We start from the raw sequence: 13,014 nt of genomic DNA, 5'->3' as shown, positions 1-13,014 counted from the left end.
CCGCCGGCGACTGCCAGCGGGCGATAAACCTTTAACGAAACAGATAGTTGGCGTGAAAGCGCAGGTGCTGCTCAATGAAGCTGGCAATAAAGTAATAACTATGGTCGTAACCTTCATGCCGGTTCATTTCCAGCGGATAACCACTTTTCAGGGCCGCAGCCTCCAGAGCTTCCGGCTTGAGCTGCTCTGCCAGGAAATTATCGGCTTCTCCCTGGTCCACCAGTGCCGGCACAAACTGACGGGCCTTGCCCATCAACAGACTGGCGTCATACTCGGCCCAGCCAGACGTTTCTTCCCCCAAGTAGGCACCAAAGGCTTTCTTCCCCCAGGGACAATTCACCGGATTGCTGATCGGACTGAAAGCCGACACCGAGCGATACCGCTCCGGATTACGCAACGCCAGAACCAAAGCGCCGTGCCCACCCATAGAATGCCCTGCAATTGAACGCTGATCACTGACCGGGAATATGGATTCAATCAGTGCGGGCAGTTCGTTCAGAACATAATCGTACATCCGGTAATGCCGGTTCCAGGGAGCCTCGGTCGCGTTCACATAAAAGCCTGCGCCCTTGCCTAAGTCATAACCTTCATCATCCGCCACGTCATCACCACGTGGGCTGGTGTCCGGGGCAATAATAGCCATACCCAACTCAGCAGCCATACGATGGGCACCGGCCTTTTGCATGAAATTTTCATCCGTACACGTCAAACCAGAGAGCCAATACAAAGCAGGCACTTTGTTGCTACTGGATGCCAGCGGCGGCAGATAAACCGCAAAACGCATAGTGCAATTCAGCGTTTCGGAATAGTGGCTGTACTGCTTGTGCCAACCACCGAAGCTCTTATTACAGCTCAGGTTTTCAATCGTCATGGAAACCTCTCAATCGAATGGTCGCCGGTACATGGTACAGGCGACCTATTCCATTACTTGTCGAAGTGGATAACGGAGCGAATGCTCTTGCCTTCGTGCATCAGATCAAAGGCATCGTTGATCTCTTCCAGGCCCATGGTGTGAGTGATGAAATCATCCAGTTTGAATTCACCCTGCATGTAACGCTCAACAATACCCGGCAGTTCAGAGCGCCCCTTCACACCACCAAAGGCTGTACCTCTCCAGACCCGGCCCGTTACCAACTGGAATGGGCGCGTTGATATTTCCTGACCAGCCCCGGCAACACCGATGATCACAGATTCACCCCAGCCTTTGTGGCAGCACTCCAAAGCTGAACGCATCACATCCACGTTACCGATGCACTCGAAGGAGTAGTCCACACCACCATCAGTCAGATCAACAATCACTTCCTGAATAGGTTTGTCGTAATCCTTCGGGTTGATGCAATCGGTAGCTCCCAGCTTGCGGGCCAATTCGAACTTGCTTTCATTGATGTCGATCGCAATGATGCGGCTGGCCTTGGCCATGGAGGCCCCAATAACTGCCGACAGGCCAATACCACCCATACCGAAAATGGCTACCGTAGCGCCCTCTTCTACCTTGGCGGTGTTCATCACCGCACCCATGCCAGTGGTTACGCCACAACCGAGCAAACACACTTCTTCCAGCGGCGCTGCTTTGTTCACCTTCGCCAGTGCAATTTCCGGCAGCACGGTGTATTCAGAGAAAGTTGAACACCCCATGTAGTGGAAAATAGGCTCACCGTTCAGGGAGAAACGAGTGGTGCCATCCGGCATCAGCCCTTTGCCCTGGGTTTCGCGAATTTTCTGGCACAGGTTGGTTTTTCCGGAGGTGCAGAATTTGCATTCACCACACTCCGGGGTATACAGCGGAATCACGTGGTCGCCCACCTGCACGCTGGTAACCCCCTCGCCGACGGACTCCACAATGCCGCCGCCTTCATGACCCAGAATCGCCGGGAAGATACCTTCGGGATCTTCCCCGGACAGGGTAAATGCATCGGTATGGCAAACACCGCTGGCGACAACGCGGATTCGCACTTCACCGGCCTGTGGAGGCATCACGTCCACTTCCTCAATGGTCAGCGGTTGCTTCGGGCCCCAGGCAATGGCTGCTTTGGATTTAATAGTCTGGGTCATAACGCTCTCCAGTTGTTGTGATGACTCAAGAGGCTGCCGCCAGCCTCTGTTCGTTGTCATCAACCGATTTTCAGAATAGGTTTGATGGTAATGCCGCTGGCAGAATCTTCAAAGGCCTGATTAATCTGTTCAAATTCATAGAATTTAACCAGTTTATCGAATGGGAACTGACCCGCTTTGAAGTAAGCAATCAACTGGGGAATAAATACCCTGGGGATAGAATCCCCTTCAATAACACCGATCATGCTCTTGCCTTCAGCCATCAGGTCATTGTGAATATCCAGACTCATCTCCGGCGTAATGCCTACAATCGCAACTGTGCCCAAAGGCCGCAAGGCGTTCAATGATTGCTTAACAACAGGCGGAACCCCGGTGGTTTCAACCGCATAATGACTGCCGCCACCCGTGAGCGTTTTAACTTCCGCTACTACATCCACATTTTTACCGTTGAAGACATGAGTCGCGCCCAGTTCTTTAGCCAATGCAAGGCGACTGTCATGCACATCAACGGCTATGATGTGCTCACACCCGACAATTCTGGCGGCCATAACTGCACTGAGCCCGACTGCACCCGCACCGTAGATGACAATACTGGAACCAAACTCCGGTTTGAGGCGATTAAGTACCGTGCCAGCCCCTGTCTGAATACCACACCCCAACGGGCCCAGCAGGGCCAGATCAACCTCCGGATCCACTTTCACCGCATTTCTCGATTTGGTGATGGCGTAGGTGGCAAAGGAGGATTGACCAAAAAACGTTCCTAATTCAGTTTCGCCTTGGGCCAGCCGGTGGCTGCCATCATCCATGGCACCGCCAAAGTTAAGATCATTGAAGGTATCGCAAACCGTTGGATGGCCGGTCAGGCAATGCCCGCAATTACCGCAATGGGCAAATGACAACACCACATGATCACCCGGCTGCAGATCAGAGACACCCTTACCCACAGCATCCACTACGCCCGAACCTTCGTGACCGAGAACTATCGGGTATGGTGCAATGCCCAGATCCCGCGCTACCACATCTGTGTGACAAACTCCGGTGGCAACAACGCGAACTCTGACTTCATCAAAGTCAGGTTCTGAAAGCTGAACAGGCTCCAGCTTGAAGGCTTCGCCCTTGCTATGAGTTACCGCTGCTTTGATATCCATAATATGACCTCTTCAATTCTTGAGCGTATTCAGAACGGATAGTGTCTGGGAGTACGTTGCACACTCACCCATTGCACGGTGGAATATTCTTCGATGGCCCAATCCCCATTAAAACGGCCGAGCCCTGAGTTTTTCTCGCCACCAAACGGCATATGGGCTTCATCGTTCACCGACATATCGTTTACGTGTGTCATGCCCGCCTTGATCTTGCTTGCAAACCTCTGGCCCCGGCTCAGGTCGCCAGAGAAAACCGCGCTGGAGAGCCCAAAATCCGTGGCATTGGCCAGTTCCAGGGCGTGTTCTTCATTCCGGGCTTTCTGTATACCCACCAATGGCCCAAAGATTTCCTCACGACTGATGTCCATATCAGGGGTTACATCACCAAAGATGTGGGGCGACACCATTTGCCCGTTAATTTCACCATCGAGAAGTACGGTAGCACCCTGCTCTTTGGCCTTGGCAATCTTGTTCTTCAGGCCCTCAAGCTGAGATTTGTTGATGATAGGGCCAATAGCGGTTTCCATCAGGGCTGGGTCACCGACATTCAGCGTGCGGACGTGGGCAATAAAGTTATCCACAAAGCGGTCGTAAATCGTCGCATCAACAATAATCCGGTTGATGGCCATACAAATCTGGCCCTGATGCAGAAACTTGCCGAACACCGCAGCTTTCACCGCCTGCTCCACATCCGCATCATCAAGCACGACAAACGGGCTATTGCCGCCCAGTTCCAGAGCAACCCTTTTCAGGTAACGACCACCGGTGGCAATCTTGGCGAGGTTCTTACCAACAGGCGTGGAACCGGTAAAAGAAATCAGGGAAGGAACAGGGTGCGCTACGAAGTCATCACCAATAGCAGACCCCGGGCCAATCACCACACTCAGCACGCCTGCGGGTAAACCGGCCTCCTCAAAGATACGGCCCAGTAACAAACCGCCAGTCACCGGCGTATCACTCGCCGGTTTAATCACCACGGCATTCCCCAAGGCAATGGCTGGTGCGACAGAGCGCTGCGAAAGGTGCAGCGGGAAATTCCAGGGGCTGATCACGCCAACCACTCCCAGCGGCTTGCGATAAACCAGGTTTTCTTTTCCGGGAATATCACTGCTCATGGTGGCACCATGGGCTCTGGCAGGCATACTCGCGGCTTCCAGAGTAATCGCCCGGGCACTGCCCCATTCGATATTAGCTTTCAGGCGTGTACTACCAGACTCCCGGATGAGCCAGTCGATAATTTCGTCTTTACGTTGATCAAAAATGGATACTACCCGGTGCATCAATGCAGAACGTTCAGCTGGCGGGGTGTTAGCCCAGGCTTCCTGAGCCTGGGCAGCCTTTCGGTAGGTAGCATCCAGGTCAGCAGAGGTCGCAGACCGGATAGCAAGTATGGTTTCGCCCGAATAGGGGTTTATGACTGAGCGGGATTCATCCCCGCTTCCTTCCCGCCACTCGCCTTCCAGAAGTTGTAGATGTAAATCACGATAGTCATCAGACATAAGCTCAACCCCACTGTGTATTCCGAACGTGTGATATCAGTGTATCCCCTTCTCGGAATCTTGTGGCTTAGCTAGTGGTATCTACTACGGAATGATCTCTTTGCCGAGTGCATCGCCACCCCCCAGAGACTGATAAAGCTGTGCCTGAACCACAAACTGGTTATACCGGCTCTCCAGCAATGAAGACTCAACGTTGCGCCGGGACTCCATGGCATTGAGCCAGTCAATAATATCGCTTTCACCCTGATTGTATTTGCTCTCGTAGATACGCTCTATTTCTTTAGCATTGTCATACTGTTGTTCGTAAACACTATACTGATAGGCGTAGTGCTTTTTCGCGGTCAGCAGGTTATCGACCTCTTCAAATGCCAGATAAAGGATATCCCGGTAATCCACAACGGCCAGCTGATAATCGATTTCAGAAATACCTTTGTTCAGCTTCATCTCACGCCACTGAAGAAATGGCAGAACGATACCGCTTCCCAATTGAGCAACGGGGTTTTGCAGCAACTCCAGCAGGTTTGATGAAGATGTGTTAAGTGCCCCGGTCAGCGTGATGGTCGGCAAATAGCTCGCATCTACCGCATCTTTCGAGGCAAGCGCGGATTGCAGTTTATACAGGCTGGCTTTGACATCGGGTCGGCGTAACAGAAGGTCAGCCGGTAGCCCCGCTGCAATATCCGGCATGGTCTGTTGCGGCAGCTGCTCAACGGTGACCCCCGTCGCTTGCAGAGGCTGGTTCAACAGTATCGAAATCGAATTTCGGGCTTCTGACAGCTCCTGCTGTAACTGGCTCAGTTGCACCTGCTGATTAAACCGAGCCTGCTCTGATTCAATCACCTCTAACTGTGTGGTTTCTCCGTTTTCATACTTTAGCCGGGCCAGCCCGGCAATACGGTCGCTGTCCGCTAAATTATCTTTGACCAGAGCCAGCCTCTGGTTGAGGTGTCCCACTTTCCAGTAGAGCATGGCCGTGGTTACCACCAGATCCTGAGCCAGGTACTCTCTGTCTTCATAGCTGGCCCGGGCTGCCAACTCACTGGCATCCGCCAAGGCATCAACGCGGTGCCACAGGTCCAGTTCATAACTCAGGGACAACCTCGCTCCGTAGCGAGTCTCCGATGAATCAGCATCAATATCGTATTCGTAGGAAGAGTCCTGTGAAAAACTCAGCCTGGGAACTTTATTGTTTTCACTGACCCCCGCTTCCAGGAGTGCTTTTCTAAGGGTCAGTGTGGCCTTTTCCAGATTGCTGTTAGAAGCCAGCACCTTGTCGATCAGGTTGTTGAGTTCTGGGTCCCCGAACAGGGTCCACCATTTTTCAGGTTGTTCAAGGGGAATGCTGGTGCGGCTCTGATCGTCTGCTTTGGCAGTCTCCTTCTGCAAGGACACCTGAGACCAGCTTTCGGGAACATTCAACTCCGGCTGCTGATAATCACTGCGCATGGTGCTGCAACCCAACAGTGAAACAACACACAATATCGTAGTCGACAGCTTTATCATCATATTCATTTAGCCTCCCCCCTAGTCTCTGGCGAGTGCATCAATAGGATTAAGTCGTGCAGCATTCCGGGCAGGAAAATACCCGAAGATAATGCCAATCAAGGTTGAACAGGCGAACGCAGCAATGATTGAGGTCGTTGAGTAGATCATCTGGAAATCACTGCCGGTGTAGGTGATGATCACGCCCACCAGAAACGCGAGCCCTATTCCCAGCAGGCCACCGCAGAAACATACCAGTACGGCTTCAATCAAAAACTGGCGCATGATGTCCGTCTGCCTGGCCCCCACAGCTATGCGTATACCGATCTCCCGGGTTCGCTCCGTTACCGATACCAGCATAATGTTCATTACCCCAATCCCACCCACGAGCAATGAAATAAAGGCTATGGCGGAAATCAGCAGGGTCATGGTCTCAGAGGTTTTCTCGATACTTTTGCGCACCGTGTCGGTGTTGATGGTAAAAAAATCCACAACGCCATGACGCATGGTCAACAAACTGATGATGCCTTGCTCGGCCACTTCACTGGATACATTTTCATCAACCCGCACAGTGATATCACTGACGTAGTTTTGCCGGAATATACGCCCGGAAACGGTGGTGTACGGTAACCAGATGTTCAGCTCTTCGCTGTTATCAGTCACGCTTTCAATGGGGTCGGTCACGCCAATCACTCGCACAGGAAGGCGTCCGAGAAAGATCACACTGCCAAGAGCCTGACCGTCAGAGAACAATTCCTCTTCCGTGTTGGCATCAATCACCGCAACCTGTTCAAGCTCTTCAATACTGTCTTCATCAAAATATTGTCCCCGCGCCAGGGTGTATCCACGCACCCGGAAGTACTCGGGGCCCACCCCCTGAACCGAACCGGTCACCGTTTCGCTGGAATAACGGATAGCGACATTTGCTCTGACCGTAGGCGTAACACTGTCTACAAATGGCAGGGTTTTAAGAGTATTGGCATCATCCGCTGTCAGCGTGCGCACTCGCCCGGAACGGCGATCGCCGCGCCCGGTTCCGGGTTTTATCTCAATGGTGTTAGTGCCCATTGACGAAATTTCATCCAGAATCGATTGCTGCGACCCAGCCCCCAATGCCACAACGGAGACTACCGACGCAATACCAATAATGATTCCCAGCATAGTCAAAAACGTACGCAAACGATTATTGGACATGGCGATCAGCGCCATTTTGAATGCTTCGATATAACGGGACCAATTCAGACCTGGCGATGCTTTAACGGGTTTCTTTTCCGGTTCGTTGCGCACCGGAACCAGCCGCCGGCCTTCCTTTGCACTGGCGTTTCGTTCATCGCTGATAATCTCGCCGTCTTTAATTTCAATAACCCGGTCGGCAAATTCGGCAATCTTCGGGTCGTGGGTTACCAGAACAATGGTGTGGCCGTCGTCATGTAACTCCCGCAGGAGTTTCATCATTTCCGCGCCGCTTTTGCTGTCCAGCGCTCCGGTTGGTTCATCCGCCAGAATAACCTCACCACCGTTGATCAGGGCGCGGGCCACACTGACACGCTGCTGCTGGCCACCACTGAGCTGGTTGGGTTTATGATCCAAACGATGACTCAAACCAAGGCGAGCCAGCAGATTTCTCGCCTTTTCCTCCCGGGAATGAGGCCCCTCATTGGCATACATAGCCGGAATTTCGGCGTTTCTAAGTGCGGTCAGATCACTCAGCAAATGATAACGCTGAAAAATAAAGCCAAAATACTCTCGCCGAAGGGCCGCCAGTTCATCATCGTTCATGGTCGAGGTATCCTGACCATTGATGAAATATCTGCCTTTGCTGGGCTTATCCAGACAACCCAGGATATTCATAAACGCAGATTTACCCGAGCCGGAAGCCCCGATAATGGCGATCATTTCGCCACGCTGAACCTGCAAATTGATATTTTTCAGAACCGTAAGTTCGTTCTCACCGTTGGAAAACGTACGACTTACACCCACCACATTTAACAGAGCATCAGCCATGGTTTATAGCCTCATGCCCGTACTAATATTGGGGCCACCGCGCCCCGGCCGGCCACCCATGGGTATTACGGAAGCCGCTTCGTTATCACCGGAAGACTGGCCTATAACAATCTCATCACCTTCGTCCAGACCGGACAAAATCTGTGCATAAATTTTGTTATTGATGCCTACTTTGACATCGCGGTATTCCGTTTGGTCGTTATGTTTAACCAGAACCTGATAGGAAGATTCTGTACCAGGGATTTTGATCAGTACCTGGGAGGGCACAAGTAAAGCGGCTTCGGCATTTTCCAGAATGATGGATACCTGAGCGGTCATCCCGAAGCGCAACAGGTTTTCAGGGTTATCCACATCGAACAAGGCGTTAAAATAAATGGCCTCATCATCACCAATTTGCAGGGTGCTGTCGTCGCCTGTAAGTAAGGTCGGACCAGGTTCAATGGCCCGTAAAACGCCCCGGTATTTCTTTCTGCTTTCACCCAGAATCGTGAAATACACTTCCTGCCCGGCCCGCACGTTGATGATGTCCGCTTCAGACACCTGAGCCTTTACCGTCATTACATCCAATTGCGCCAACTCAACAATACTGGGCGTTCCCTGGTTGTTATTTACCGTCTGACCTTCTTCAACTGAGACGTAAATGACAGTGCCATCTGTTGGTGACGAAATGGTGGTGTAACCCAGGTCGAGTTTGGCGTTATCCACACTGATGATGGCTTTTTCTTTCTCAGCGCTGAGCTGATCCAGTTCGGCGCGGTAAACCGCCAACATGGACTCAGCCGTGTCGTATTCCGCCTGCGAAGTAGCGCCTTCCCGCAGCATGTTTTTCTTACGGGTAAATTCTGCCTGAGCAGCTTTGATCTGAGCCTGCTTTGCCATGTATTGAGCATTAATACTTTTAAGCGATGCTTCGGCTTCTTTAAGCGCATTTTGTTGCGCAAGGTTGTCTATCTGGGCAATCAAGTCACCCTTCTTGACGTATTCACCAACTTCAACCGCCATTTTTTCGATCATGCCCGAAACCTGAGCGCCCACACTGACCAATTTCGATGGATAGAGCACACCGTTTGTCAGCACCACATTTTCAATGTTGCCACGCTTAACAAAGTCTGTGATGAATACGGGCTTAACTTGCCGTGCCATGGAGTATTTGTAGCCAATACCCGCTACGACAAACAACAAAATGACAAAGGGGAAAAGCTTTTTCAGATTCATAGCCCAAGATCCATAGCGATTAAGGTAACTATTAATGAGTCACCTTAATCCTATCGATCAGGCCTTCAGGATGAGTGACAATGTTGTCATTTAACGATTGGAATAAATAGTTTTATAAAAACAATATCTTGCGAACTCTGTTCCAGGGTCAGATCGCCTCCGTGTGCACGGGCGATTTCCCGGGATAAACTCAGACCCAGCCCACTGCCAGAGATACCTTGTGTATGCTCGGGCTCGCCACGATAAAATCGGTCGAACAACTGGTTTCTGACGTTCTCAGACATTGGGTGACAATAGTTGCTGATCCGTACTTCAATGGCAGATTCTTGCTCGCAGGCTTCAATCGTTACGCCCTTCTCGGGAAGGCTATACCGAATCACGTTCGCCAACAGATTATTCAGAAGCTGTCTCAGTAATACCCTGTCAGCTTTAGTGATCAGATTTCGCTCAATGGAACGATGAATCACCAGGTCTTCCGACAACAATTCCATATCGGCTATCAGTTCGTCCATTAACTCAGTGATATTGACCGGCTCCAGATGCAACGCCATGGAACGGGCGTCAGCTTGTGACAGCAGTAACAATTTACGGGTGATCGCCGAAAGGTGCCCCACTTCATCAAGGATAGCGTTCAGATCCAGCTGTGAAGTATCTTCAGACAACACCGCTTGCTCCAGCTTGCCTCTTAACACTGTCAGCGGTGTTTTCAGCTCATGGGCCGCATCGGCGGTAAAGCGGGAAATTTGCTGAAAACTATCTTCCAGACGAGCCAGCATGGTGTTGTAGGCTTCAATCAGCATCTGGAATTCTTTGTCTTCATTATGCCCGGGTAAGCGATGACTAAGGTCTTTTTGTGTCACCAGATTCATCGACTGGTGCAGACGATTTATCGGTCGGATGGTATGACTGGCAATCAGCCATGAACCCAAGATACTGAGCAGCAACGAGATCGGGATAACCACAATCAGCGCTTCTTGCAGAGTTTTTTCCAACTCCTTTGCAGTAGCTGCAACATCGACAGCGATAAAGCTCTTTCTGTCTGCAATATGCATGAAACCGGCTCGCCATTGGCTTTGCTGATACTCAAACGAAGCAACCTGACACAGACCATCGGCATGATCTGCATTTACCCAGTTCAACGTACTTATCAGCCTATTGACATCAGTCTCTGCTGACTTGATCAGCAGATCGTTGTCACGGGATTCGATCAGTAACATCAGTTGTCGGGGTGAATCGACTCTTAGTTTATCAACCAGGTCCGCAATCATCGGACCCGCTGCCAAGCCGGTATCGTCGGGTATCGCTCGATTACGAAGAACACCATTGCTATCAAAACGAGGAATAATACGCCTTGCTTCCATACACAGGCGCGCATCCAGATGATCCAGCTCCACCTGCATAATGCGTGACCAGCTCAGAGAGATCACAGTCGCAAGCACCGCAATCACAGTCAGGATGGAGATCGCAAAAATACGGATACGGAAATGCATGCAATAACCTCAGCGGGAACTCAAGCGGTATCCCGTACCTCGTACCGATTCAATGGCGCCAACCATTTCCCCTGCCTCATCCAGTGAGGCAATCTTACGGCGAATACGTTTAATACAGACATCCACAACATTGGTACAGGGATCAAAATCGTAGCCCCAGACATGCTCCAGCAACTGGCCGCGAGTTAACACCTGATTGGCGGAACGCATAAGGTACTCAAGCAGGCTGAATTCCCGGCTGGTAAGTTCTACCGACTGGCCCCGACAGTTAATGGTTCGATTTATGCAGTCCAGCTGCAGCGAGCCTGCCTCAATCAAATGCTGCTGTGCGCCACCATGTCGTCGGAATAGCGCCTGAATGCGGGCGTTCAGCTCTTCTACATAGAAAGGTTTGGCCAGATAATCATCAGCACCCATTTCCAGGCCCTGCACACGATCCCCCAACTCATTACGGGCGGTCAGCAAAATAATGGGGGTGTCGATGCGTTCTTTACGCAGAGAACGGAGAATATCCAGGCCATCGCGGCCCGGCAGCATGATGTCGAGAATAATGACATCGAAGGTATTCTTACTGGCAACCTCGTACCCACGATGCCCGTCAGCGCAATGGATTACATTGAAGTTTTTAGCACGCAAACCTTCACAGACGAAATCAGCAATTTTCTGTTCATCTTCGACCAGCAATACGTTCATTGAGCTTAATCCTTAGACCACTCATGGAAGCTTTTTGCTACATCACTTCCCGATACAGAACGAACTGAAAATCTTGCCAAGCAGTTCATCGGGAGTCAGGTGCCCAGTAATTTCACCCAAAGCGTCCTGAGCGGCTCTGAGGTCTTCCGCCAGAAGCTCCCCTGCGCCATACCCTTCCAACTGACTTTGGCCCTGAACCAGCGAATCCCTGGCGCGTTCCAGTGCGTCCAGATGCCGACGTCGGGCCAGAAAGCCGCCTTCTGTGGTGCTGGCAAAGCCAATACACTCTTTCAGGTGATTGCGCAGAACATCCAACCCTTCCGCCTCTTTGGCTGCCAGACGAACGACTGGAGCAAGCTGATGCGGCTCTGCGCTGATTCCCACTGGTTCACCCGACAGATCCACTTTGTTACGAATGACGGTTACTGGCGCATTACAGGGGAGCTTGTCGATAAAGTCCGGCCAAATCTCGTGAGGTTCGGTTTTATCGGTCGTGGTGGCATCTACCATCAGCAGAATTCGGTCAGCCTGACGGATTTCTTCCCAGGCCCGGGCAATACCAATGCGCTCTACTTCATCCGGGCTGTCACGAAGACCTGCCGTATCAATTATGTGCAGTGGCATACCGTCAATATGGATATGTTCCCGCAACACATCCCGGGTAGTGCCTTCAATCGCGGTAACGATAGCGGCTTCCCGGCCCGCCAATGCATTCAGCAAACTGGACTTACCCGCATTGGGTCTGCCAGCAATCACCACTTTCATACCGTCCCGAAGAATAGTGCCCTGTTGTGCTTCAGACAGTATCTGTTCCACCCGTTGTAGTAATGAAACAAGATCTGCAGCCACTTTGCCATCCGCCAGAAAATCGATTTCTTCTTCAGGAAAATCAATGGCGGCCTCTACATAAATACGCAGGTGGGTGACAGCCTCGACCAGATCATCTATGCGGCGTGAAAACACACCCTGCATCGAACGTACGGCGCAGCGTGCAGCTTGTTCCGAGCTACTTTCAATCAGATCGGCAATGGCCTCAGCCTGGGCAAGATCCAGCTTATCATTGAGAAAGGCACGTTCAGAAAACTCTCCGGGGCGGGCGAGGCGAGCTCCCAGGCTACATACTTCTCTAAGCAGTATGTCGAGAATAACCGTGCCACCATGGCCCTGCAGCTCAAACACGTCTTCCCCGGTAAACGAATGCGGATTCGGGAAGTACAGGCCGATGCCTTCATCAATCAGCTCGCCTTTGGAGTCCATAAATGCTCCAAAGTGTGCGTAACGAGGCCTGGGGTCAAAGCCCAGCATGGTGCGGGCAATCACGGAAGCTTTTGGGCCGGATACCCGGACTATACCTACCCCGGCCTGTCCCGGCGCTGTGGCGATGGCGGCAATGGTATCGGTGGCTGGCTGCATAATGACGTTCCTTACAAAAAA

At 51.6% G+C, this 13,014-nt stretch carries 10 protein-coding genes; all 10 read right to left on the bottom strand.

Annotated features, from left to right (window positions below):
• Positions 1-31: 31 nt before the first annotated feature.
• Complete coding sequence (gene fghA, locus ABYA77_RS05805; RefSeq protein ID WP_372965007.1) at positions 32-871, bottom strand: S-formylglutathione hydrolase; 840 nt, start codon at positions 869-871, stop codon at positions 32-34.
• Between the two features lie 53 nt (positions 872-924).
• Positions 925-2,052, bottom strand: a complete 1,128-nt coding sequence (locus ABYA77_RS05800; protein WP_372965006.1) for an S-(hydroxymethyl)glutathione dehydrogenase/class III alcohol dehydrogenase — start codon at positions 2,050-2,052, stop codon at positions 925-927.
• A 59-nt stretch (positions 2,053-2,111) separates the two neighbouring features.
• The gene (locus ABYA77_RS05795) at positions 2,112-3,200 is read right to left on the bottom strand and encodes an NAD(P)-dependent alcohol dehydrogenase (RefSeq protein ID WP_372965005.1); all 1,089 of its coding nucleotides are present in this window, start codon (positions 3,198-3,200) and stop codon (positions 2,112-2,114) included.
• A 29-nt stretch (positions 3,201-3,229) separates the two neighbouring features.
• Complete coding sequence (locus tag ABYA77_RS05790) at positions 3,230-4,696, bottom strand: aldehyde dehydrogenase family protein (protein ID WP_372965004.1); 1,467 nt, start codon at positions 4,694-4,696, stop codon at positions 3,230-3,232.
• Positions 4,697-4,780: 84 nt separating this feature from the next.
• On the bottom strand, positions 4,781-6,208 hold the full coding sequence (locus ABYA77_RS05785; protein ID WP_372965003.1) for a TolC family protein: 1,428 nt from the start codon (positions 6,206-6,208) through the stop codon (positions 4,781-4,783).
• A gap of 12 nt (positions 6,209-6,220) precedes the next feature.
• Entirely contained in the window at positions 6,221-8,182 is a 1,962-nt protein-coding gene (locus ABYA77_RS05780) for a MacB family efflux pump subunit (RefSeq protein WP_372965002.1), read from the bottom strand.
• A gap of 3 nt (positions 8,183-8,185) precedes the next feature.
• Entirely contained in the window at positions 8,186-9,397 is a 1,212-nt protein-coding gene (locus tag ABYA77_RS05775; protein ID WP_372965001.1) for an efflux RND transporter periplasmic adaptor subunit, read from the bottom strand.
• An 86-nt stretch (positions 9,398-9,483) separates the two neighbouring features.
• Positions 9,484-10,887 carry an ATP-binding protein gene (locus ABYA77_RS05770; protein ID WP_372965000.1) on the bottom strand — a complete coding sequence of 468 codons (1,404 nt, stop codon included), beginning with the start codon at positions 10,885-10,887 and terminating at the stop codon, positions 9,484-9,486.
• Positions 10,888-10,896: 9 nt separating this feature from the next.
• Positions 10,897-11,580 (bottom strand): response regulator transcription factor, encoded by a 684-nt coding sequence (locus ABYA77_RS05765; protein ID WP_372964999.1) that lies wholly within the window; start codon positions 11,578-11,580, stop codon positions 10,897-10,899.
• A 42-nt stretch (positions 11,581-11,622) separates the two neighbouring features.
• Positions 11,623-12,993 (bottom strand): tRNA uridine-5-carboxymethylaminomethyl(34) synthesis GTPase MnmE, encoded by a 1,371-nt coding sequence (mnmE, locus tag ABYA77_RS05760; RefSeq protein ID WP_372964998.1) that lies wholly within the window; start codon positions 12,991-12,993, stop codon positions 11,623-11,625.
• Between the last annotated feature and the right edge of the window lie 21 nt (positions 12,994-13,014).

It is taken from the genome of Marinobacter sp. (assembly GCF_041595835.1).
Lineage (GTDB): Bacteria > Pseudomonadota > Gammaproteobacteria > Pseudomonadales > Oleiphilaceae > Marinobacter.
Note: the sequence above shows the minus strand (reverse complement) of the source record. Positions and strands in the feature narration are given on the sequence as shown.